This is a genomic window from Variovorax paradoxus, assembly GCF_009498455.1.
Classification (GTDB): domain Bacteria; phylum Pseudomonadota; class Gammaproteobacteria; order Burkholderiales; family Burkholderiaceae_C; genus Variovorax; species Variovorax paradoxus_H.
This window is the reverse complement of record NZ_CP045644.1, coordinates 829298-851800: the sequence shown is the minus strand read 5'-3', so window position 1 is coordinate 851800 and position 22503 is coordinate 829298. Positions and strand designations below refer to the sequence as shown.

The following is a 22503-nucleotide window of genomic DNA, read 5'->3' as shown; positions in this document are numbered from 1 at the left end:
GCTGCGAGTCGGCTCGCCAGGGATTCTTGCGCGAAACGCTGACTTGACCAGATCGACTCGTGCTTCAATCGACGGTGTCGCGCCTTGCGCATTTCAATCCTCTGCGCCCATGTCCATTGGTCTTGAAGTTCTCATTGGTCACTGGAAGACCGATTCATTGAGCACCTACAACTCCTGGTTTCTATGGGACGAGCGGCTAAAGAATTTCCGCTCCATCCGCCGGGGCCTGGCCCAGGTGGTCAAGGACATCGATGCAGGGACATTCGGCAGCGCGTTTCGCGGCTCCTCGCTCGAAACCGTCGTCGGCTCGGTGGCGGAGCAACGCCAGATCTTCAAGGGCGCCGACCACGCGTTTCTCTGGAAGCCGAAGCTGCGCATTCCCGACATCTACGAGAACGATGCCAATCAGCGTGCCTTTGCCCGACTGCTGCATGCCTGCGACTGCTGCGACAACGCCGAGGAGGTGGTCGAGGCCATCCGCCGCATTGACGCGCATCGGATCAAGGGCCTTGGGCCGGCTGTGGCGAACCTGCTGTACTTCGTTCATCCCACGATCGTGATGCCTTTCAACACGGCGATCGTGAAAGGCTACAACGCCGTCACGGGCAGCAACGTCAAGCTTGGCAAGTGGGACCACTACCTTTCCATGCGCGAGGGCTGCCTTCGGCTGAACGCGCAGCACCGCCGGCTGCTGTCCAACGACATGGGCGCACTGGCCGGATTGCTCTTCGACATCGGCTCGGGCCGGTACGCGCCGCCGCCGCGCAGCGATGATGTCGCGGCCATTCAGGGCTGGGAGGCCGACCTCGAGAAGGTTCGCGAAGATTCAGCGGCCGCTCACAAGCGTTGGGCCGCAGATCGAGAGAGCGAGGCGACCCACACGCAAATTCAAGGATGGCTGCGCGATCTGGGCAAGTCGCTCGGCTTCGGCGTCTGGATCGCTTCGAACGACCAGGGACGCGGCTATGCGGGGGGTCGGCTCGGCGACGGTTGCTTGACGCAATTGCCCGCGGGCGCCCAGCCCGGCCTGGACTCGGTGCGGTTGATCGACGTCATCTGGGCGGAGTCCGACGGCTCGAAGATCGCCGCGGCTTTCGAGGTGGAGCATTCGACCTCCATCTACTCAGGCATCGTGCGGATGCTAGACCTCGCGCTGGGCACCGAACTGGGCAAGGGCGTCTCGATGTTTCTCGTGGCACCTGATGCACGCCGCGAGGATGTCCGGCTGCAGCTGCGCCGCCCGGCATTCTCGCGCGTCGCCGAACTCGGCATCCGTTATCTGCCCTACAGCGAGCTTGGAGCGCACCGCGAAGCGATTGGACGGTTCGGTTCGGGCTTGAAGCCGCTGAGCGAGATCTCTCATTCGCTGTGACCCAAACCCATGGTGACGAGGAGAGCCGCGCGCCGCTTCGCCAAGAGCGCGGCCCGCTGCGCAAGTCCAACGATCATCAATGCGCCATGGCCCGACATGCAGCAGCGCAATCCTTGCAGGCCTTGGCGCACGCCTTGCAGTGAGCCATCTGGTGCTTCTCGCACTCTGCACCGCATGCGTCGCAGATGTCCGCGCACAGTGCGCATATGGCCTTGGCATGTTCACTGCCGCGGGCCATTGCGGCCGCAGCAAACTGGCAGGCAGCGGCGCAATCGATGTCAAGGGCGATGCACCTTGCCATCATCTTGACGTTGTCTTCTTTCAGGCACGCGGACGCGCAATGATTGCAGGCAGTGGCGCAGCCGTTGCAGGCTTCGATGCATGCGGTATAGCTCTCATGTGACATTGTCGACTCCTTTGAAGTGAATGCCGGTGACCCGGCGACAAATGGGCTGCCGTGGCTCGACAGCCCTGAACCATCTGCTGCCGCCCCCCTCCAGGACCTTGGTCGTTGCGAAGCCCGACAGCATGGATTTCATGGTGGTTACTTCGGGGTGCCGCCTTGACCGGGATCGCGGTGCGGACGCGCCTCCCGAGCGGCGGCTCTTCCCTGGCCCGTGGCCTCGGGCCGCGTCGTCTTCTTCACGCCCGAGCCTTCGCCCTCGGCGGTGCTGCCATCCTTGATCGGTTTGGTTCCCGTCGGCTTCGCGCTCTTCTTGGCTTCGGCTGCGATCTGCGGCTTCGTGTTCGTCTGCGGGACGGCCTCGGACGTGTGGTTTTGCGCAATGGCAGTGCCCGAGAACAGAACGGCAGCGCTGAATCCGATGAGCGTGCTCTTGAGAGTGAAGGTTTTGCGTTGAGGGATCGTGTTCTGGTTCGTCATGAAAAGCTCCTTGGGTCGTTGCCGGCGTTCCGGCGAAAAGGACATTTGTCCCGTCAGGCCCCCTGTGGGGACAGCTGTCGCACCCACTGTAGGAAGCGGCTTTGGCGAAAGCCGGACGCGGGCATTACAGTTGCGTAATCCAATCTCCCGCGCGATTGCCAGATGAGCTGTTCGAACTCTGTCGGCGAGAGCCTTCGCAACCGCCATCAGCGCGGCGCGCCTGCACCTACAGGACCCAGCGATCCCAGCTGCCATAGTGTTCCTTGCTGCGTCGTCCCCGCGGGAGGCTGAGCGCGACCACCGCAACTCCGAAAGCGACGCTTCCTGCGGAGGCGGCAACCGACGCTCCGTCCAAGACCCATGGCGCGGCAACGAGCCAAAGACCCAGCGCAACATTGATGAAGCGCAGCAGCCGACCTACCTCCGCCATGGCCGAGATCGCCACCGTGATGATGAGCGCGCCAACCAGGTGATCGCTGTTGGCCATGGGCGGCTCGGAACCGAACATCAAACGCGTGAACATCAATCCTGCGCCGAGCAGCGCACAGGCGGCGAGTGTCCAAGGCACTTGCACGCCGCGCAGGGCAGATGCGACTGTCTTGATCAGCGGCGCGTCGAAATCGGGCTGTCGATCCTGCTTGCTCCCGGGAGAGGGGCCACCCATGAAAAATATGCGCCGGAACGGGTCGCCGCGGCGATGGCCTTGGACGAGAAACTGTCCCATCGCAACGAGTTCGTCGAGGGTATAGGGGATCATGATGACCATCGCGAGCGCCGCGACCAGGCATAAGGCGCACCAGGTGCCGAGCATGATCGGCTGGATGATGATGAAGTAGATGCTGACCACCCCCAGCGGGACCACCACCACACCGAACGCCGCGACCATCCACGGCATCGTTCGCCAGCGCTGCCGCCCGCCCATGACGCCCATCAGGACTTCCAGCAGATAGCTCACTGCGCCGAGCCCGCCATCAGCAATCGGCCACGCCTTGGACACGTCGGACGTGATGATCGCTTCGGTTCCGTTGCGCCCTGCCGTGCCTGAGAAAAAAGGGTCCCAGACGCCAGCGATGTGGCCGAGCTGGTAGGCGGTGAGCTGGCGTGCAATGACGAAGCCGATGAATGCCAGCGCCACGATCGGCAGGCGTTGCAGATAAGTCGATGGCGAATAGGACCAGCCTGCCGGCATGTCGGACTGGTCCATCATCGACTCCATGCTCATCCCCGGCATCATGGGAACGAGAATGGCGAAGCTGATCACGAGCACCCCGACCAAGGTGTCGTTGTTGTAGATCGCGGCGCTCGGCGACCAAAACACAAGCGGCGCGAACAGCAGCCAGACGCCGACGGCCGCATTGGCCCACTGCGCCCACGAAAATTTTTGCGACAGAGACATCGCGCCGAACAGGATGATCAGTGCGCCGCAGACGACATCGCTCCATCCGAGCCAAGCCATGCGCTGCGCCGGATCGGCCAGGCCGCGCTCGGCGGTCACTTGCCAGATCATGTGGCCGAAGGCTTGAGCATCAAAAGCGTCGAACGCGAACGCACTGCTTATGAGCCATCCGCCAAGCAGCATGTTGAAGAAATGGACCCACAGCATGTCAAAGTGCATGCGTCGCATCTGCTGTTGATGTTCCCGCATGCTGTCATGGTGGGTTTCGGTCTTTGCGTCGCCCTGGCCGAGAACGGCAGGTGCGCGGTCTGCGACCACGGACGCATTCAGCTTGTTGCTGTGATACCAGGCAGGCGGATCGGACTTCAAGGCCTCGACAATCTTCGGCAGCACATCCATCACCGCATGTCGAGGCCGCCAGCCGAGCAGCTTCCTCGCGCGAGAAATGTCGACCTCGTAATGGTCGCCCGCGATCTCGACCATCCAGGACCGGATGAACGGATCCTCGCCCAGGACCTTGTCCTCAAGCTCGACGCCCATGCGCGCGATTCCCTCGGGAACTTCCTTTGTAGCCCATGCTTCGCCGTGCACCAGGCGGCCAATGGCCTGTTGCAGGTCTCGGAACGAAGGTGTCCTCGGCTCTGCCAGCAACACGGGCAACTCGGGTGGCAGTTCGTGGCGGCGTTCGACGATCCGTTTCAGCGCATCGACCAGATCGTTCAAGTGCAAGAACGGCTGGCCCGCATCAAGGTTGCCCGGATAGACGCGGCTGTTGAGCTTGCGCTCGTAGATGCGGGCGATCTGGTGGGCCAGAAAGACCGCGTGTCCCTTGTCGTCATAGACGCCGGCGGGTCGAACGAAGACGGCGGGAATCTTGCCGCGTTCCTCGCGGATCAACTTTTCGGTCTTGATCTTCGATTCTCGATACGGCAGCTTCGGCTCGACCGGCCAGTCCTCATCGATCGGTTGACCCGGCCGCCCGGGTGCATGGACGAGCAGCGTGCTGGCGAACACGAACTGCTCAACCTCGAAAGCCTGCAGTTCGCGCAGCAGCCGCTGCGTGCCGCCCACGGTCACGCACTCGTAGTCGGGATGAGGGACACCTTCGAGGTCGAAATAGGCCGCCAGATGAATCACCGACGCGACCCGGCCGCCAAAATCGGCGCGCACGCGCGCCAGAGCATCTCGTACGCTGGCGTCGGAAGCAAGGTCGATATCCACGACCTTGGCGCCGGCGCCAAGGTCGGGAGGGCCCGGGCGATCCAGCGCGACGACGGTATAGAGCTTCGCGAGTCGAGCCACCACCGCGCGCCCGACGAAGCCACTGGCGCCGGTCACGAGCACGAGGCCTTTGGCATTTCTATTCATTGATCAGTTGCTCCAGCGCGCCAAAAAGATGACCGCGACCGCCAGCGCCGCCGCGAACGCCGTCAGCGTCCAGCGTTGCTTCGAGCACCACCATTGCACGCTGGCGCCGCGTGCCTGGGCATCGAAGCGTCCGTGGGCTGCGAAAGGACCTGCCACGGGCGTGAACAGGTTGTCCGGCCGGCCGGGCTGCGCCGGCTCCAGCGTCATCTGGGAGTCATACGCCTGCCGGGCCGCCAACCGATCACCGATGCCAGGCACGATGCGACTTGAAAGAATGGCCTTCGCGGCCGGCCAGCCGACCCACACTTCGCGCCGACGATGGGTGGCGGCCCAGACGATGGCGTCGGCTGCCAACTCGGGCTGAAAAATCGGCGGCACGGGCTGAACGCGCCGCGGCAGCTTGCTTCGCACCCATTCGAACTGCGGCGTGTTGAACGCGGACAATTGCACCATCGTGAGCCGCACTTTCGAGCCGTCGCGGATCAGTTCGCAGCGCAGCGAATCCGTGAATCCGCGGATGGCGGCCTTTGCGGCGCAGTAGGCCGACTGCAGCGGGATCGAACGATAAGCAAGGGCCGACCCCGTCTGGACGATGCAGCCGTCATTGCGCGGATGCATGCGCCTGAGCGCGGCGAGCGTGCCATGGACCGCACCGAGGTATGTCACCTCCGTCACACGCCTGAACTCCTCGGGCGTCGTCTCCAGCACCGGCGCAAAAACCGTCGTAGCCGAGTTGTTGACCCAGATGGAGATCACACCCAGCTCGCGCTCGATGCGGTCGGCGGCAGCCTCCACCTGCGCGGCATCCGCCATGTCGGTGGCGATTCCAAGGACGGTCGATCCGGTTGCGCGCAGTTCGGCACACGCGGATTGCAGGCGCCCCTCGTCGCGCGCAAGGATCGCGACCCAGTCGCCCCGGCGCGCGAATGCAAGCGCGGTTGCCCGTCCGACGCCGGCGGTTCCCCCGCTGATGACAACAACAAGGGGGCCGTTCATTCCTGCGCTCCTCGCATCTGCCTGCGCTGCGCGGCACCGATCGCCAGTGCCGATTCGATCAGCGCCAAATGAGTGAAGCCCTGGGGGTAGTTGCCGAGCAACTGGCCGGTCAACGGATCGATTTCCTCGGAAAGAAGACCGAGATCGCTGCTGAAGGAGACGATGTGTTCAAACAGCATGCATGCCTCGTCGACCCGAGCCTGCAGTGCGAGGTTATCGACCATCCAGAAGCTGCACATCGCAAGCGCCGCCTCTCCGCCTGCGACGCCGTCGTTTCCGCCGTAGCGGTACACCAGTCCGTGGTTCATGAGCCGATGGCGAATGCTTTCCACGGTGTTGGCCATCCGCTCGTCACCGGCCGGAAGGAAGCCTACGAGCGGGATCAGCAGCGCGCTCGCATCGAGTTCGGCGCTGCCGAAGGCCTGGGTGAACGCCTGTGCTCTCGCGTCGTAGCCATGCTCCAGGATTGCCTGGCGCACCGCATCGCGCTCAGCCCTCCAGCCATCCACGTTGCCTTCGAGCGCGGCCGTGGCCGCAAGTCGAACGGCTCGATCCAGAGCGACCCAACACATCAGTTTCGATGAGACAAAGTGTTGTGGCGGCCCGCGGCTTTCCCAGAAGCCCTGGTCAGGCTCACGCCAGTGCGCAGCCGCCTCATCCGCCAACCTCGCAAGCACGTGCCGCAGGCCCGAACTCAACGACATGCGCATGCCCTCATGGCACACCAGAACCGCATCCAGGACGTGACCGTAGGCGTCGAGCTGTTTCTGCTGCGCCGCTGCGTTGCCGATGCGTACCGGTTGGGAACCGCGGTATCCCTCCAGGTGCTCCAGTTCCTGCTCAGGAAGGTCTCGACCGCCGTCGATCCGATACATGATCTGGATCGCATCGCATTCCCCTTGGCATAACTCTTCCAGCCAACGAAAGAAATCCATCGCGGCTTCGTGGTAGCCGACGGCCATCAGCGCGCGCAACACCAGCGCCGAATCGCGCAGCCAGCAAAATCGATAGTCCCAGTTGCGTGCGCCGCCGACGAGCTCCGGCAGCGAGGCCGTAGGAGCCGCTACCAGTGCTCCGGTCGGGCCGAATGTCAGAAGCTTGAGCACGCGCGCGCTGATGCGAACCTGCGCTTGATAGGGCCCTTCGTAGGTATAGAGCCGGTCCCATTCCGCCCAATGACGTCGCGTTTCCTCGAGCAGCACCTCGGGATCGCCCGCGGGCGGAGGAGCCTGAAGCGTCATGGCGTCGACCTGCGACACAATGAGCCAGGCCCGCTCACCGGTGCGAACAGAAAGCCGCGCCTGCGCTATGTCGCCGCGCAGGCGGCATTCGATGACAGGCATGCTTTCCAATAACAGGTGCTGCCCGCCGCCGGTGACATGCCAGCCAAGCGCGCTTTGGTTCCAATGCGCGGCCTGCCGTGCGAAGTCGAATGTCGGTCTTAGCGCTACCTCCAGCTCAACATCACCGCCGAGGCCGTCGATGCACCGCAGCAACCGGTGGCAGTGGGCTTTATCGATCCCGATCCGACTGGTGGCCAAGCGTTCGCTGTGCATGAAATCGGTCACGCGAACGGCACCACCCGCAGTCGAAAACTCCGTTTCGAGTGCCGCACCGTTCGCTGCATAGCGCCGTGTGCTCCGGTGAGCGCCAGCGGGCGCGAGTTTGAAATAACCACCGAGCTGGGCATCCAGCAGCCGACAGAAGACCGCTGGACTGTCGAATTGCGGCAGGCAGCACCAATCAATCGCACCGTCGCGTCCGATCAACGCGGCCGAATGCGTGTTGCCGATCAGCGCATAGTCGGAGATGGGTTGATATGCTTGATGTGTCTTCACGTTGTACTCATCCGAGCAGACGGCGCTTGGTCCACCCTTTTTAGTTCGCATCGTGATGGAACGCGCCGTCGGAGCTCAGTTCATCGAACTGCTTTGCCGACAGTTTCGGCATGCGCTGCATGAAGGCCACGATGGCCCAGAGTGTTTGATCGTCGTGGGTGAGGCCCCACGCCGGCATTCCAGACATCTTGATGCCGTACTTGACGATCCAGAAGGATTCCGCCGGATCGTGCACGCCATGGCGTGCGAGATCCGGTGGGCGCGGGTTGAGTCCTCGACGCAGCTCTGTGTTTTCTATCCCCGGTGCCAGGTGACAGCTCGCACACATTTCCCTGTATTGCTTTGCGCCAAGGGCGACCATCTGCGGTGACTCGAGGTCTGGCACAGCGATCCTTCGCGCGCGCGCAGAGACCGAGCGCTCGCGCATTGAAGTCAGGGCGGAAGCGACAGGCCGGGAGTGCGCCTCGTCCGCCGCGACGTTGTACCCTCCCGTCCACCAAACAGCCGCAAGTCCTGCAGCGGCAATCACGATCACAGCAGCCGCTCCGGCAAGCATCGTTGAGATCCGTTTCGACATGGGATGCTCCTGTCAAAACCACAATCTCACGCCGGCCACGATTTGCGTGTCTCGAACGCGTTCGCCAGCCTGTCTTGCGTAAGCCGCTGTGTTCCCGAACTTCTTCGACCAAGTCACGCCGATGAAGGGAGCGAGCTGCCTCGTCACCTCGTAGCGCAGACGAACACCCAGTTCCATGTCGGAGAGTCCCGACCCAATGCCGCGCTGCGGATCGCTCTTGCTATAAAAGTTGGCTTCGAGCTTGGGTTGGAGGATCCACTTCTGCGTCAGGAGGAGGTCATAGCGCAGTTCGAGACGTGCGGCGAGCGCGCCGCCTGAACCCACATAGGCTGTTGCTTCGGTTTCGAACCAGTACGGAGCAAGGCCTTGCACACCGAACGCCAGCCAGCTGCGCGAGCGTCCGCCACCCCCATTGTCGTGCCGCAAGCCCAACTGCGTGCTCCAGAACGTGGCGATGGCATGGTCCCAGAGTGCTTCGGTGCGAAAGGCGTCAAGGCGGCCCGCGCGGCGTTCACCTTCAGCCTTGATCCAAAGCTTGTTGTAGTCGCCCCCGTACCAGGCTTCGACGTTGAGGTTCTGGCCACGAGCATCTCTGCCCTTTGCATATTCCAACTCGTTGACCAGGATCCGCCCGAAGCGCTCGTCATCCGCCATGTCCATTCCGGGCATGGCCATCTTCGGCATCCCCTCAGCATGGGCGTCTGGGTTGCGGGCATCGGGAGGGGGGGTGCCACCTTGCATCGGGCCCATGCCGGGCATGGAGCCCATGTTCATTCCGGGCATGTCCTTCATGTCGGAGCTTCCGCCTTTCATTCCGGGCATTCCCTGCACCTGTCCGAGATCCATAGGCGCTGCGGTGGATCGAGGATTGTTCTTCTCGGTTAGCTCTTTTGACGGTGACGTCGGCGCGACCTTGTTGGATGCACCTCCCTTCGACGTGGGATCGGACATGTTCGCGCCCATCCCCGGCATGTCGTCCATGCGCTTGGACGCATCGCTCTGGGCAATCGCAGAAACTGTGAAGCCGAGTAGAAAAGATGCGGTTGCGACTGCAATGCTGCTGCGCGCAAGTTTGAGCTGAAGCGGGTTCATGACACATGCACCTCGCGAAACATGCCTGCTTCCATGTGGTACAGCATATGACAGTGATAAGCCCAACGCCCCATCGCATCCGCGGTCACCCGGTAGGTCACGCGCTGCGCGGGCTGGACGTTGATCGTGTGTTTGCGAGCCAGAAACTCGCCAGTGGGAGATTCCAGTTCACCCCACATCCCGTGCAGGTGAATCGGGTGATTCATCATCGTGTCGTTGACGAGCACCAATCGAAGCCGCTCGCCGAAACGGAAGTGCACGGGCTTCGATTCGGAAAACTTCTGACCGTCGAAAGACCACATGAATCGCTCCATGTTGCCGGTGAGGTGCAACTCGATGTCACGGCCAGGCTCCCGGCTGTCGATCGGTCCGCCGATCGTGTGGAGATCGGCATAGGTCAAGACGCGTCTTCCGTTGTCCCGCAGATTGATGCCCGGGTCGTCGAGGTTGGTACGCGGCATGTCGACGTGCATGTCCACGCCGGGCCCGTACTCCGTACGGGCGTGGCGCACGCGCGGCGGTTTCATGGCGGGCTTCGCGCTACCCTCTGTCCCCATTCCGGCCATGCTCGAGTGGTCCATGCCTTGCATGTTCTCCATCTCCTGCATTCCATCCATCTCGCCCTTGCCCTTGGACCCGCCCATGCTCCCCATCACGCCCATGGCGCCCATCATGTCGGTCATGGTCAACCACTGAGGTTTGCCCACCTCAGGTACCGGCGCCTGCATCCCGGCGCGAGGCGCAAGCGTGCCGCGGACGAAATTGGTTCGGTCGATCGATTGAGCGAAAAGGGTGTAGGGCCTGTCGTCGGTTGGTTCGACGACCACGTCGTAGGTTTCGGCAACGGAGATCCGGAATTCATCCACCGTCACCGGATGGACGTCCTGACCATCTGCAGCGACGACGGTCATCTTCAGTCCCGGTATGCGGACATCGAAGATGGTGGTTGCCGACCCGTTGATGAACCGAATCCGCACCTTCTCGCGGGGTTGAAACGCGCCAGTCCAGTTGTGATCCGCGGTCTTGCCATTGAGAAGATAGCGCGCGGCGCTACGCAGTTGAGCCGTGCCGGTCAAATCACCGAGGTCGGTTGGGACCATGCGCATGCGGTTCCACATCTTTCGCTTTTCGAGCGCGCCTTGGATACCCATCTGGGCGATGTCTCGCTTGAAGTCGCCAACCGTCGGTTGGTTGAAATTGAAGAACCCGCTCATGACCTTCAGCTTTCGGAAGATCTCTTCGGGCACGCCATCCGTCCAGTCCGAAAGCAGCACCACATGCTCGCGGTCGGTTCTGAAGCGAGGGCCATCGCGCGGGTCGATCACGATGGGCCCATACAGACCCGTTTGCTCTTGGAATCGGGAGTGACTGTGGTACCAGTAAGTGCCGCTCTGCTTGACTGGGAAGCGATAGACGAAAGTTTCGCCGGGTGCGATGCCGTTGAAACTCAGGCCAGGCACGCCGTCCATGGCCGCAGGGACCAGGATGCCATGCCAGTGAATCGAGCTCGCGACCGGTAGTCGGTTGGTCACGCGCAGCGTGACCGTATCCCCCTCGCGCCATCTGAGCGTCGGCGCCGGAATCTGGCCATTGACAGTCGTGGCGATGCGGGCTTGTCCTGTGAGATTGACGGGCGTCTGCGCTATTTCGAGATCGAACTCCGTTCCACGCAATTCCGTGAGTTCGGTTTGCCCTGCCGCCGCGGCCCAGGACAACGAAGAAGGCAATGTCAACCCACCGAGACCCCGAAAGAGCCCAGACCCATCACGAATTTGCGCCGATCGGCGCCGTTTGAAGTCGGCTTCATGGTGCGCCCCTTCTCGTCTCGAGACGTCTTGAGCGAGCAGCGCCGGCGAGCGCGTCCAGGCCGATTGAGCGTGGCCGATCGGGTGATCGGATCTCAGGCGCGCAACGAAACTGAACACTGCTTGGAACAGTACGCATGCGCGTGGGCTTGCTCTTTGGACGTGTTGATGAATAGGGCATGGAGTCCTCGAAGTTTCATGGCTGGGATGCGTCATGCCCCTCCCGAGTTGGGAGGGCGGCTACCGGCGATACGAAGCACTTGCGCCCGACGTCAATGTCGAGGGCGAGCGGGTTCTTCAGGCCCGAGGCGGGCGTTCGAGGAGGAGCGGAAAGAGGGTTGTCGGTCGCACGTGGGGCTCTGCCAGATCCGCTGCCGGCAGATGCTCAGTGCGAACTACGGAGGTATCAGCCACCAATGCCACCGCGTGGCAGGCTCCGCAGGTCCCGCATTTGTGTGCAACGCCTGAGCCATCGGGGTGTCCAGCGCTTTCATCGTCCGTCCCCTGGAGGTGGTCGGCATCGGAAGCGGCGGCATGCGAGTGATGATGCGAACCCACGTGAACTGTTTCGGCGGCTTCGGCCTGCTCGGTCTCGCAGAAAGCCATGGACGCTGCAGCGTACCCCTGGAACGGTACGGCGAGTGTGAGTGCCCAAAGAAGCAAAACTCGAAAGCAGGACATGCTGCAGCAGCCTTGGTTATCCAATCGACGGGCCGACCAGATTGATGCCCGAATGATTGGTGTCTGGAGAGTGCCGTCTGTCAGATAACAGCTGATTTGATCGTGAGATCGGCCGAGCCCGGCGTTCTTGTCCTTGGTCGAGGCGCCGCCGCGTCAACTTCGCCAAGCCCTCGCGCTCGGCAGGCGGTAGCTCGACGGATGGCTCCCGATAGATGACATAACTGTAATCTGCGCGTGCGGTAACCCACGGACCCGCAGCCTAAAGTTGACGCATCGGAAAGACAAGTCCCAGCGCTGTTCATTTCCGGAAATGCCAACCCTCTGACCGCCAAAGGACCGAACATGAAGACTTCCCTTAGGACCTCCCTGACGCTGGCCGCACTGCTCGGTGCGATCGCAGGACCCGCACTGGCCGGCAACTATGCCGAAGGCGATCCTCGCCCGGCGCCGCTGACCTCGAGTACCAGCCGTGCAGCCGTTGCCGCGGACACGCAGCGCTGGCTGCAAAGCTCAATGGACCAGGGCTATCCCGAGGGCAATCCGCGCGCCGTCGTGAGCGTGTCCTCCAACACCCGCGCGATGGTCCAGGCGGACACGCTGGCCTGGATGCGTTCGGGTCTGGCCGCCGCCACCAACGGCGAAGCGGGTGCGGACACGACTCGCCCTGCCTATCGGCAAGCCGCAGCTGCGTACGCACGCCTGCGCGGTGAGCAGCCGGAGTTCGGCACGCCCGTGGAGCGCCTCACCCAGCAGGGCCAACTGCCGGACGCACCCGCGACCATGCGCCGCTGAGCGACCTGGCCACCGGGCGACCGCCAGGCAATTGAGCGCCGATCACAACGCTGTCGTCCGCCGCAAGCCGCACGTCTTGCCACGGCTCGCCCCGTTTCCTGAGCAACAGGCCTAGAATTCGCGGAACCACTTTCCAGGCACGGACTCCATCAGCAGCGTTTCACGCGTTCTCCAATGCTCATTTCCGCAACCCTCCTCACACGGCTCGCCAACGCATCATGCGCTGGACGTGCGGCCGTGTCGGTGTTGCCAGAGGTGCAGCGATGAGGCGTGGACTCGTGCAGATGGTGGCCCGGGGCCTGATCGGCTTGCTGCTGTTCTCGCAGTTGGCGATCGCCGCTTACGCCTGCCCCGCGCTTTCCGCGGGTCTGGCGGGTGGCTTGTCCACTGACATGTCGATGGCGCAAGGCGCTGTCTCTGCAACAGACAACTCTCGTGACTCGGCCGTGCAAGGATCGCCCTGTGCGGACATGGTGGGCGCGACTGACACGGCTTCCGGCAACCTGTGCGCCGAGCACTGCAAATACGGGCAGCAAAGCGACCACGCATCCACACTGACGGTTCCGCCGGTGTTGCTGTCGGCGATCTATGCCCTGACCCCATGGGTGCCTGAGACGGTGCCTCCTGCGCGCCCTTCGGCCACCTCCCTGAGTGCACTGGTTGCGGCCTCGCCGCCTCACGCCATCCTGCACTGCGTCTCCCGAACTTGATCGCCTGACCGACTTTGCGCCGACGGCCCGTTGTGGGCCGGTACGGCGCGTCGGTCGTGCCTTGCCGTGTTCGTCGAGCTGTGCTCGGTGCACCGGAGCGGCCCGACAACCTACTCGCAGGTTCGTCAGGAGATTCCATGTTCCCCAATCCTTTTGCGGCTGCACCGATCGTGCGATCAGCCCGCCGCCCCGCTCGCCTTTGGGCTGTGGTGTTGGCGCTGTGCGCCGGCACCCTCGGCCTGAGCGCTCATGCACAGCAGACGCTTTCTCTCGATGCGGCACTGCGGCTCGCCGAGGAGCGCTCGCGGCAGCTCGTCGCGCAGGACGCGGCCGCCGGCGCCGCGCGCGCCATGGCCGTGGCCGCAGGACAACTGCCCGATCCCGTGCTCAAGGCCGGTATCAGCAATCTGCCGGTCAACGGGAGTGACCGCTTCAGCCTCACGCGCGACTTCATGACGATGCGCTCGATCGGCGTGATGCAGGAATTCACCCGCTCCGACAAGCGCCAGACCCGCGCGGCGCGCTTTGACCGGGAAGCCGAGGTCGCCGATGCAGGACGTGCTGTGGCTTTGGCCAACCTGCGGCGCGACACCGCGACCGCCTGGCTTGATCTCTATTACCAAGGGCGGATGCGGGAACTGCTGCAAACCCAACGTGCCGAGCTGACCCTTCAGATCGAGGGCGCCGACGCTGCCTACCGCGGAGGCCGCGGCACGCAGGCCGATGTGTTCACGGCCCGCTCCGCGTTGGCGCAGTTGGACGACCGCATCCTTGCGCAGGAGCGCCAGATCGCCACGGCCCAGACGCGTTTGGCGCGCTGGGTCGGGCCGGGCATCCCCCCTCCCTCGTCGGTGCTCCCCGAACTGGGCTCCGTGCGCCTGGACGCCCGCAATCTGGAGGCCCAGATCGGCGAGCATCCCCAGATCGCGCTGATGGCACGGCAGGAAGCGGTGGCGCGCGCGGAAGCTGACGTCGCGCAAAGCAACAAGCGCTCCGACTGGAGTGTCGAACTGATGTACAGCCAGCGGGGGCCGGCCTACTCGAACATGGTGTCGCTGAACCTGTCGATCCCGCTGCAGTTGGACCAGAAGAATCGCCAGGATCGGGAACTCGCGGCCAAGCTGGCCGCGGTCGAGCAGTTGCAGGCCCAGCGTGAGGAAGCGACGCGAGAGAGCACCGCCGAGGCGCTTTCATGGTTGCAGCAATGGCAGAGCAACCGCAAGCGGCTCGGCCTGTATGACAGCTCGCTCATCCCGCTCGCCGCCGAACGCACGCAAGCGGTGCTGGCTGCCTACCGAGGCGGTGCGGGCACTTTGAGCGCTGCACTCGAGACACGACGCATGGAAATCGACACCCGCCTGGAACGCCTTCGCCTCGAGATGGAGACCGCCGCGCTCTGGGCGCAGCTCGAATTCCTGATCCCCGCCAACCATTCAGTGCTCGATACCGGCCCGTCCGCGGCCGCGGGCGAGACCAAGGAATCACAGAAATGAAAACAAGACCTCTCTTTCCTGGACTGATCGCGGCAGCGGTCCTCGCGGCAGCAGCCTTCGGTGCCTACACCTTCGGAGTGCAGCGCGGCAGGAGCCTGGGACCATCTTCCGCCACCTCGGGGGGCACGTCGTCGATGGCCACATCGTCAGCGAACACAACAGCTGCGCCTGCAGTCTCTCCCAACGAAACCGGCGAAGACGCAACACGGCGCCACATCGCCGCAGGCCTCAAGGCCGGCGACACCGACCCGGCCAACGGCAAGAAGATCCTCTACTACCACGACCCCATGGTGCCGGGGAACAGGTTCGACAAGCCGGCCAAATCGCCCTTCATGGACATGATGATGTCGCCCGTCTACGTAGGTGGCGACGGCGACCAGAACAGCGTGACGGTGAGTGCGCGCGTGCAGCAGAACCTGGGCGTGCGAACCGCTGTGGTGTCCGAGGGCACTGTGTCGCCGCAAGTGACCACGGTCGGCAGCATCGCCTTCAATGAGCGGGACCAGGTCATCGTGCAGGCCCGGGCGACCGGGTATGTCGAGCGCCTGAACGTGCGCGCCACGCTCGACCAGGTGAAGAAAGGCCAGCCCCTGGCCGAGCTCTATGTCCCGGAATGGATCGCGGCACAGGAGGAGTTCCTGTCGGTGCAGCGCATGCGCGGCACCGACCTGGCCTCGCTGATCGACGGCGCACGCCAACGCATGCGCCAGGTCGGCATGAACGATGGGCAGATCGAACTCGTCGCTCGCAGCGGCCGCACGCAGCCGCGCATCACGCTGGTCGCGCCCATCGGCGGTGTCGTCACGGAGCTGGCCGCGCGCGAAGGCATGACGGTCAGCGCCGGTACCACGCTGTTTCGCATCAACGGCCTGGCCACGGTCTGGGCCAATGCCGAAGTGCCCGAGAGCCAATCGGCACTGCTGCGACTGGGTGCCCGGGTGCAGGCCAGAACGCCTGCCGCGCCCGGCGAAACCTTCGACGGCAAGGTGCAGGCCATTCTTCCCGATGTGAATCCGGCGACGCGCACCCTGAAGGCACGCCTGGAGCTATCGAATCCAACCGGCAGGCTGGTGCCGGGCATGTTCGTGTCGATGCAGTTCACCGACACGCGCGCCGGCAAGGCGCTGCTGATCCCGACCGAAGCCGTCATCCAGACGGGCAAGCGCGCGGTTGTCATGCTGGCGGAGGACAACGGCCGGTTCCGGCCGGTCGACGTCGAGATCGGCCTTGAAACCGGCGGCCAGACCGAGATCAAGCGCGGGCTGCAGGCCGGCCAGCGTGTCGTGGCGTCCTCGCAGTTCCTGATCGACTCGGAGGCCAGCCTCAAGGGGGTCGAGGCACGTCTGAACGCCGCGCCCAGCACAGCGGCGCCTGCGACGGCCGCGTCCGCCATGCCGGCCGCAGGGGCTCCAAGGCACGTGGGCGAAGGCAAGGTGGAAAGCATCACCAAGGACGCGATGACCTTCTCGCACGGCCCGATTCCGACGATGAAGTGGGGCGCGATGACCATGGAGTTCAAGCTGCCGCCCGGCGGTGCGCCGGTCACCCTGAAGCCCGGCGACCGAGCGAGCTTCGAGTTCTTCATCGACACGGACGACCTGCCGCAGCTCACCCGGGTGGCGCCGCTGGCGGGAGCTCCCGCGGCGGGCGTCTCTGCCGAACCCAAGGCCCCTTCCGCGGCTACGTCCGTGTCGCCCGCGACCCCCGGAAGCAAGCCATGATCGCCAAGCTCATCCGGTGGTCCATCGCCAATCGCTTCCTCGTATTGCTGGCCACGGTGATGCTCAGCGCCTGGGGCGTGTATTCCGTCCTGCGCACGCCGCTGGACGCGCTGCCCGACCTCTCGGACGTGCAGGTCATCATCCGCACGAGCTATCCCGGCCAGGCGCCGCGCATTGTCGAGAACCAGATTACCTACCCCCTGACCACCACCATGCTGTCGGTGCCGGGCGCCAAGACAGTCCGAGGCTATTCCTTCTTCGGTGACTCGTTCGTCTATGTGCTGTTTGAGGATGGCACCGATCTGTACTGGGCGCGCTCGCGGGTGCTGGAATACCTGAACCAAGTGCAGTCACGCCTGCCGGCGGCTGCCAAGGCTTCGCTCGGGCCCGACGCCACTGGCGTGGGTTGGATCTACCAGTACGCGCTGGTCGACCGCGGCGGCACACAGGACGCCTCGCAGTTGCGCGCCTTGCAGGACTGGTTCCTCAAGTACGAACTCAAGACTGTGCCCAACGTGGCCGAGGTCGCCTCGATCGGTGGCATGGTGCGCCAGTACCAGGTCGTGCTCGATCCGGAGAAGCTCGCCGCCTATCGGATTCCGCACACCAAGGCGGTGGAGGCGATCCAGAAAGCCAACCAGGAAACCGGCGGCTCGGTGCTCGAGCTCGGCGAGGCGGAATACATGGTACGCGCCTCAGGCTACCTCCAGGGCCTGGAGGATTTCCGCAAGATCCCGCTGATGACGACCGACGCCGGTGTGTCCGTGCGCCTGGGCGACGTCGCGCGCATCCAGGTCGGACCGGAGATGCGCCGAGGTATCGGCGAGCTCGATGGCGAAGGCGAAGCCGTCGGCGGCGTGATCGTGATGCGCTCGGGCAAGAACGCGCTGGAGACCATCACCGCGGTCAAGGAAAAGCTCCAGACACTGCAGGCCAGTCTGCCCCAGGGCGTGGAAATCGTGCCGACCTACGACCGATCCAACCTGATCGAGCGCGCGGTGCGCAACCTCGGCTTCAAGCTGCTCGAGGAATTCATCGTCGTCGCGGTGGTGTGCTTCGTCTTCCTGTTCCACCTGCGCTCCGCGTTCGTCGCGATCGTCTCGCTGCCGATCGGCATCCTCGCGGCTTTCATCGTGATGCGCTACCAGGGCGTCAACGCCAACATCATGTCGCTTGGCGGCATCGCTATCGCCATCGGCGCGATGGTGGATGCCGCGGTGGTGATGATCGAGAACGCCCACAAGCACATCGAGAAGTGGAAGCACGATCACCCGGACCAGACGCTGCGCGGGGAAACCCACTGGCGGGTGATCGCGGACTCGGCGGCGGAGGTGGGCCCTGCGCTGTTCTTCTCGCTGCTCATCATCACGCTGTCCTTCATTCCCGTCTTCACGCTGGAAGCGCAGGAGGGGCGAATGTTCTCGCCGCTGGCCTTCACCAAGACCTACGCGATGGCCGCCGCAGCGGGACTTTCGGTGACGTTGATTCCGGTGCTGATGGGCTACCTGATCCGCGGCAGGATTCCCGATGAGAAGACCAATCCCTTGAACCGGCTGCTCATCGCTGTCTATCGGCCGTTGCTGAATGCAGTGCTGCGCTGGCCCAAACTGACGCTGGTGGGCGCCGTTGTCGTGCTGGTGCTGAGCCTGTGGCCGCTGCAGCACATCGGCGGCGAGTTCATGCCGCGCCTGGACGAAGGTGACCTGCTCTACATGCCCTCGGCGCTGCCGGGCTTGTCGACGGGCAAGGCCGGCGAGTTGCTGCAGCAGACCGACCGGCTGATCAAGACGGTTCCCGAGGTGGCAAGCGTCTATGGCAAGGCCGGACGCGCAGAGTCCGCAACCGACCCGGCACCGATCGAGATGTTCGAAACGACCATCCAGTTCAAGCCACGCGAGCAGTGGCGCGCCGGCATGACGCAGGACAAGCTGGTCGAGGAGCTCGATCGCATCGTCAAGGTGCCCGGCCTGACCAACATCTGGGTGCCACCGATCCGCAACCGCATCGACATGCTGGCCACGGGCATCAAGAGCCCGGTGGGCGTGAAAGTGGCGGGCACCGACCTGGCCACCATCGATCGCATCACCGGCGAGATCGAGCGGGTGCTCAAAGACGTGCCGGGCGTGTCGAGCGCGTTGGCCGAGCGGCTCACCGGCGGCCGCTACGTGGACGTGAACGTCAAGCGCGACGAGGCGGCGCGGTTCGGCATGAACATCGCCGACGTGCAATCGGTCATCGCCTCGGCGGTGGGCGGCGAGAACATCGGCGAGACGGTCGAAGGCCTGCAGCGTTTCCCGATCAACGTGCGCTACCCGCGCGAGATTCGCGACTCGCTGGAGCAACTGCGCTCTCTTCCGGTCGTCACCGAGCGCGGCGCGCGACTGGTGCTCTCCGACGTGGCGGACATCCGTGTCACCGATGGGCCGCCGATGTTGCGCAGCGAGAACGCGCGGCTGTCCGGCTGGGTCTACGTGGACATTCGGGGTCGGGACCTGCGTTCGGCCGTGCAGGACATGCAGCGCGTGGTTGCGAAGGAGGTGAAGCTGCCGCCGGGCTACGCGGTGTCATGGTCCGGACAGTTCGAGTTCTTGGAGCGTGCCACGGCAAAGCTGAAGGTGGTGGTGCCGTTCACGTTGCTGATCATCTTCGTGCTGCTGTACCTGACCTTCAAGCGCTTCGACGAAGCCCTGCTGATCATGGCGGCGCTGCCGTTCGCACTGGTCGGGGGCATCTGGCTGCTCTACCTGCTCAGCTATAACCTGTCCGTCGCCGGCGCGGTCGGTTTCATCGCGCTCGCGGGTGTGTCGGCGGAGTTCGGCGTGATCATGCTGCTGTACCTGAAGCACGCCTGGGACGAGCGCATCGACGAGGGCAAGACCAGCACCGACGATCTGCTGGATGCGATCCGAGAAGGCGCGGTGCTGCGCGTGCGCCCCAAGGCCATGACAGTGGCGGTCATCTTGGCGGGCCTGTTCCCGATCATGTGGGGAACAGGCACAGGCTCAGAGGTGATGCAGCGCATCGCGGCACCGATGGTGGGCGGGATGATCACGGCGCCGTTGCTTTCGATGTTCGTCATTCCCGCGGCCTACCTGTTGATGCGCAGGCCGCGCAAGGCATCGCGGTGGACGCTTGGAAGGAGCCGTCGTGCGGCCGTCTGAACGCTCCGACTGCCGCCACCTGTGGGGTGCGGTTGCGCTTTGCTTGTGCCTGTCGCTGGTGCTCGGTACTTCAGCGCGCGCCGCAGTCTCCAGCCCAACAACCCCGCCGGCCGGACCGGTGATGACCGCGTCGGCATCCTCGCGCCCGATGCCCACCAGCGCCGAGGATTGTCAGACATGTGCGGCTTGTGCCATCGCACCAGCGCCAGTGGCTCACGCATTCACCGACGAAGGTGAGGCACAAGAACAGACACCGAGGGTTTGGCTCGCGTACGCGCCGGCGGCGCCGGCGCCAGCCTGGTTTTTTGATGCTGGAGGCGGACGGCTGCGATGGCCTGTGCGCATCGCGTTCTGCCGGTGGCTGGATTGATCCGATGAGGTTCCTCTCGAACTGTCAGATCAGACCAACCTCAGGAGAACATCATGAAGAAACTGCTCATTTCCCTCGCCGCCGCCTTGACGCTGGGCGCGGCCTGGCCCGCGCTTGCCGGCCCCGACTTCCAGGTCATCGAGAAAGCGCGCGCGGACCGGCACGCGGCTGTGGCGGCACAAATGGCCATGGCCACCACCAGCAGAGTCGACAGCACCACAGGCCAGCGGGTGAATTGCCCGCTCGAACCTCTGGTGCTGCCGCTGGACCATGGGCCGCGTGCCCAAACGACGCCTGGAGAAAACTGGGTACGCAAGGCGCGCTACGAGGCCCAGGTGAAGGCATGCGCGAACCGCGTGCTGTGAACGCCTGACCGAATCGTTCGACGCGGATGCGATGCGAGCCATCAGCCCACCGAGTCCACTTGATCCCATTTTTTTGAATAGGACCCAGAAATGAAGAACACCCTTGTATTTATCGCCGCAAGCCTGCTGCTGTCCGGCGCCTACGCCCAAAGCCAATCGCAGGAGGCGGCCCCTCAGTTCGACAGCCGGCCCCAGGCAGTGGCGGAGTCGCTGAAGAACGCCAAGCCGCGCGGCGTTGTTGTGCGAATCAACGACGGCAGCACGGCCGAGGGCAGCGGCTCTGGCGTCATGACGTTCGACCGAGCGGAGACAACGGGGCAGCGCCTTGCCGATGTCCGCGAGGCACGCCCCCATCAACTCCCCATGCAAGGAGGGACACCCAAGTAATTCTGAACCGAAAACCGGCACATGACTCCAGACGCGGCTGCCGAAGGGGCCGCTCTTAACCCGGGCCTGAAAAAAACGGCCCGCCTCAATTTCAAAAAAGGAAACACATCATGAAATTCGTTTCGACCGCAACGGTGATCGCTGCCTTGTCTTTTTCTGCCGCCACGTTCGCCCAATCCGGCGACATGGGCAACATGAAGATGGGGGACAAGGGCATGCAGAACTGCATGGAGATGAAGGGCATGAAGGACATGGACATGAAAGGCATGGACATGAAGGACATGGATGCCAAGAAGTGCAAGGAGATGATGAAAGACAGGCCCGCAAAAAGCACCTCCAAGGCATCCAAGTCCACGTCCCATGAAGCTGACGCGGTGGTGAAGGACTTCGATGCGGCCCAGGGCAAAGTCACCCTTGCGCACGGCCCCGTCAAAAGCCTGGGGTGGCCCGCGATGACCATGGGCTTTGGCGTCAAGGACAAGATGCTGTTCGACAAGCTCGCCGTGGGCGCGAAGGTCCATGTCGGGTTCAAGAAAGAAGGTGACGGCTACGTGGTGACCTCGGTGAAATAGAGGGACACAAGACTTCGTGCAAACCTGCGACGACAGCGAACCGTCGCTGGTCGGCGCTTGCCGTAGTCGCATTCCTTCTGACAAATGGGGCGCGCCAGGGGAATCCCAGGCTGGCGCGGCACTCCAACCATCGTGATGGCGAGTCTTGCCGCACTGCAGGTCGCGCGAATGACCTGCAGCCCAGGCGCCCCCTGAAATGGGCACATGTGCGGCGTTGCCGTTCCGAGCGAACTTTTCATACCGTGTTCATCGGCCGATCAGGCCGCACACAACGCAGCGAGGTCATCATGAAATTCAGCTACGTCATTGCCATCGTTCCGCCCGAGACGGTCGATGCGCTGGAGAGAAGGTTCAGGAGCATTGGTATTGGCGGTATGACGCTGACCAAGGTCAAGGGCTTTGGCGAATACAAGAACTTCTTCTCCCGCGATTTGCTCAGCGAGCACACCAAGCTCGAGGTCTTCGTGGAGGAATCACACCTGGAAGGCCTTCTCAATGCCTTGCTGGAAGTCGCTGGCTCGGATGTCCCCGGCGCCGGAATCGCGGCTGTGATGCCCGTCGAAAGATTTCTCCATCTGCGTACCGGAACAGAGTTCCTGCCGGCCCCATCGGTCTAGCGAACGCCTCTGCGAAGTACGCGCTCTGAAAGGATCAATGCCATGAAATGCGATATGCGGACAATGATCAAGGTCGCCGTTGGGTTGGGCGCTGGCCTCCTGGTGGCGTATGCCGCGCTGCCCGAGGCGCGGGCCTTCATCCAGGCCATTGCACCGTTCCTGCTGGTGCTCATCTGCCCGGCAGCGATGCTCTTCATGATGAAAGGCATGAGAGACAACAACAAGGATGTGACCTCCAAGCCTCGCGAAAACGAGGTGGTGCCGGGTGACCGAAAAACCGACCCCGACAAGCCTTGACGGCCAGCGA

At 63.7% G+C, this 22503-nt stretch carries 20 protein-coding genes; 11 read left to right on the top strand and 9 right to left on the bottom strand.

Features of this window, described 5'->3' with window-relative positions:
- The first annotated feature begins 109 nt into the window (after positions 1 to 109).
- On the top strand, positions 110 to 1372 hold the full coding sequence (locus tag GFK26_RS03880; protein WP_093298990.1) for a type II restriction endonuclease: 1263 nt from the start codon (positions 110 to 112) through the stop codon (positions 1370 to 1372).
- A gap of 76 nt (positions 1373 to 1448) precedes the next feature.
- Here the strand turns inward: GFK26_RS03880 and GFK26_RS03875 are convergent, their stop codons facing one another.
- From GFK26_RS03875 to GFK26_RS03835, 9 genes are all read right to left on the bottom strand, one after another.
- Positions 1449 to 1778 (bottom strand): four-helix bundle copper-binding protein, encoded by a 330-nt coding sequence (locus GFK26_RS03875; RefSeq protein ID WP_093298992.1) that lies wholly within the window; start codon positions 1776 to 1778, stop codon positions 1449 to 1451.
- Positions 1768 to 1911: a hypothetical protein gene (locus GFK26_RS03870; protein WP_153280863.1), complete on the bottom strand. Its 144-nt coding sequence runs from the start codon at positions 1909 to 1911 to the stop codon at positions 1768 to 1770. The genes GFK26_RS03875 and GFK26_RS03870 overlap by 11 nt, the downstream gene beginning before the upstream one ends.
- Before the next feature lie 5 nt (positions 1912 to 1916).
- Entirely contained in the window at positions 1917 to 2255 is a 339-nt protein-coding gene (locus GFK26_RS03865) for a hypothetical protein (RefSeq protein WP_093298995.1), read from the bottom strand.
- Between the two features lie 226 nt (positions 2256 to 2481).
- Entirely contained in the window at positions 2482 to 5019 is a 2538-nt protein-coding gene (locus tag GFK26_RS03860) for an NAD-dependent epimerase/dehydratase family protein (RefSeq protein WP_093298999.1), read from the bottom strand.
- 3 nt (positions 5020 to 5022) lie between these two features.
- A complete protein-coding gene (locus tag GFK26_RS03855; RefSeq protein ID WP_093299001.1) occupies positions 5023 to 6015 on the bottom strand; it encodes an SDR family oxidoreductase in 993 nt (330 codons plus the stop codon).
- The gene (locus tag GFK26_RS03850) at positions 6012 to 7853 is read right to left on the bottom strand and encodes a glycoside hydrolase family 15 protein (protein ID WP_176947363.1); all 1842 of its coding nucleotides are present in this window, start codon (positions 7851 to 7853) and stop codon (positions 6012 to 6014) included. The genes GFK26_RS03855 and GFK26_RS03850 overlap by 4 nt, the downstream gene beginning before the upstream one ends.
- A 40-nt stretch (positions 7854 to 7893) precedes the next feature.
- The gene (locus tag GFK26_RS03845) at positions 7894 to 8430 is read right to left on the bottom strand and encodes a c-type cytochrome (protein ID WP_093299006.1); all 537 of its coding nucleotides are present in this window, start codon (positions 8428 to 8430) and stop codon (positions 7894 to 7896) included.
- 12 nt (positions 8431 to 8442) lie between these two features.
- Entirely contained in the window at positions 8443 to 9522 is a 1080-nt protein-coding gene (locus tag GFK26_RS03840; RefSeq protein ID WP_228121900.1) for a copper resistance protein B, read from the bottom strand.
- A complete protein-coding gene (locus GFK26_RS03835; RefSeq protein WP_322745832.1) occupies positions 9519 to 11447 on the bottom strand; it encodes a copper resistance system multicopper oxidase in 1929 nt (642 codons plus the stop codon). The genes GFK26_RS03840 and GFK26_RS03835 overlap by 4 nt, the downstream gene beginning before the upstream one ends.
- A gap of 903 nt (positions 11448 to 12350) precedes the next feature.
- On the opposite strand from GFK26_RS03835, the gene GFK26_RS03830 reads away from it, so the two are divergent.
- The 10 genes from GFK26_RS03830 to GFK26_RS03785 all read left to right on the top strand — a co-directional run bounded on the left by GFK26_RS03830 (position 12351) and on the right by GFK26_RS03785 (position 22493).
- On the top strand, positions 12351 to 12800 hold the full coding sequence (locus GFK26_RS03830) for a hypothetical protein (protein ID WP_093299016.1): 450 nt from the start codon (positions 12351 to 12353) through the stop codon (positions 12798 to 12800).
- A 284-nt stretch (positions 12801 to 13084) separates the two neighbouring features.
- Entirely contained in the window at positions 13085 to 13510 is a 426-nt protein-coding gene (locus GFK26_RS03825) for a hypothetical protein (RefSeq protein WP_228122047.1), read from the top strand.
- 137 nt (positions 13511 to 13647) lie between these two features.
- A complete protein-coding gene (locus GFK26_RS03820; protein ID WP_093299021.1) occupies positions 13648 to 15003 on the top strand; it encodes a TolC family protein in 1356 nt (451 codons plus the stop codon).
- The gene (locus tag GFK26_RS03815; protein WP_093299024.1) at positions 15000 to 16724 is read left to right on the top strand and encodes an efflux RND transporter periplasmic adaptor subunit; all 1725 of its coding nucleotides are present in this window, start codon (positions 15000 to 15002) and stop codon (positions 16722 to 16724) included. The genes GFK26_RS03820 and GFK26_RS03815 overlap by 4 nt, the downstream gene beginning before the upstream one ends.
- The gene (locus GFK26_RS03810) at positions 16721 to 19885 is read left to right on the top strand and encodes an efflux RND transporter permease subunit (RefSeq protein WP_093299026.1); all 3165 of its coding nucleotides are present in this window, start codon (positions 16721 to 16723) and stop codon (positions 19883 to 19885) included. The genes GFK26_RS03815 and GFK26_RS03810 overlap by 4 nt, the downstream gene beginning before the upstream one ends.
- Positions 19886 to 20308: 423 nt before the next feature.
- The gene (locus GFK26_RS03805; RefSeq protein WP_093299029.1) at positions 20309 to 20620 is read left to right on the top strand and encodes a hypothetical protein; all 312 of its coding nucleotides are present in this window, start codon (positions 20309 to 20311) and stop codon (positions 20618 to 20620) included.
- Between the two features lie 90 nt (positions 20621 to 20710).
- Positions 20711 to 21007: a hypothetical protein gene (locus GFK26_RS03800; protein WP_093299031.1), complete on the top strand. Its 297-nt coding sequence runs from the start codon at positions 20711 to 20713 to the stop codon at positions 21005 to 21007.
- Between the two features lie 110 nt (positions 21008 to 21117).
- Entirely contained in the window at positions 21118 to 21579 is a 462-nt protein-coding gene (locus tag GFK26_RS03795; RefSeq protein ID WP_093299033.1) for a copper-binding protein, read from the top strand.
- 287 nt (positions 21580 to 21866) lie between these two features.
- Entirely contained in the window at positions 21867 to 22196 is a 330-nt protein-coding gene (locus tag GFK26_RS03790; RefSeq protein WP_093299036.1) for a P-II family nitrogen regulator, read from the top strand.
- Between the two features lie 42 nt (positions 22197 to 22238).
- Positions 22239 to 22493, top strand: coding sequence for a DUF2933 domain-containing protein (locus tag GFK26_RS03785; protein ID WP_093299038.1), 255 nt, complete (start codon positions 22239 to 22241; stop codon positions 22491 to 22493).
- The last annotated feature ends 10 nt before the right edge of the window (positions 22494 to 22503 follow it).

Coding starts and splice junctions, on each gene's coding strand:
- GFK26_RS03810 (WP_093299026.1), top strand. CDS start 16,721: ATGATCGCCAAGCTCATCCGGTGGTCCATCGCCAATCGCTTCCTCGTA.
- GFK26_RS03845 (WP_093299006.1), bottom strand. CDS start 8,430: ATGTCGAAACGGATCTCAACGATGCTTGCCGGAGCGGCTGCTGTGATC.
- GFK26_RS03800 (WP_093299031.1), top strand. CDS start 20,711: ATGAAGAACACCCTTGTATTTATCGCCGCAAGCCTGCTGCTGTCCGGC.
- GFK26_RS03875 (WP_093298992.1), bottom strand. CDS start 1,778: ATGTCACATGAGAGCTATACCGCATGCATCGAAGCCTGCAACGGCTGC.
- GFK26_RS03855 (WP_093299001.1), bottom strand. CDS start 6,015: ATGAACGGCCCCCTTGTTGTTGTCATCAGCGGGGGAACCGCCGGCGTC.
- GFK26_RS03830 (WP_093299016.1), top strand. CDS start 12,351: ATGAAGACTTCCCTTAGGACCTCCCTGACGCTGGCCGCACTGCTCGGT.
- GFK26_RS03805 (WP_093299029.1), top strand. CDS start 20,309: ATGAAGAAACTGCTCATTTCCCTCGCCGCCGCCTTGACGCTGGGCGCG.
- GFK26_RS03790 (WP_093299036.1), top strand. CDS start 21,867: ATGAAATTCAGCTACGTCATTGCCATCGTTCCGCCCGAGACGGTCGAT.
- GFK26_RS03795 (WP_093299033.1), top strand. CDS start 21,118: ATGAAATTCGTTTCGACCGCAACGGTGATCGCTGCCTTGTCTTTTTCT.
- GFK26_RS03880 (WP_093298990.1), top strand. CDS start 110: ATGTCCATTGGTCTTGAAGTTCTCATTGGTCACTGGAAGACCGATTCA.
- GFK26_RS03815 (WP_093299024.1), top strand. CDS start 15,000: ATGAAAACAAGACCTCTCTTTCCTGGACTGATCGCGGCAGCGGTCCTC.
- GFK26_RS03820 (WP_093299021.1), top strand. CDS start 13,648: ATGTTCCCCAATCCTTTTGCGGCTGCACCGATCGTGCGATCAGCCCGC.
- GFK26_RS03860 (WP_093298999.1), bottom strand. CDS start 5,019: ATGAATAGAAATGCCAAAGGCCTCGTGCTCGTGACCGGCGCCAGTGGC.
- GFK26_RS03870 (WP_153280863.1), bottom strand. CDS start 1,911: ATGAAATCCATGCTGTCGGGCTTCGCAACGACCAAGGTCCTGGAGGGG.
- GFK26_RS03825 (WP_228122047.1), top strand. CDS start 13,085: ATGGTGGCCCGGGGCCTGATCGGCTTGCTGCTGTTCTCGCAGTTGGCG.
- GFK26_RS03840 (WP_228121900.1), bottom strand. CDS start 9,522: ATGAACCCGCTTCAGCTCAAACTTGCGCGCAGCAGCATTGCAGTCGCA.
- GFK26_RS03785 (WP_093299038.1), top strand. CDS start 22,239: ATGAAATGCGATATGCGGACAATGATCAAGGTCGCCGTTGGGTTGGGC.
- GFK26_RS03865 (WP_093298995.1), bottom strand. CDS start 2,255: ATGACGAACCAGAACACGATCCCTCAACGCAAAACCTTCACTCTCAAG.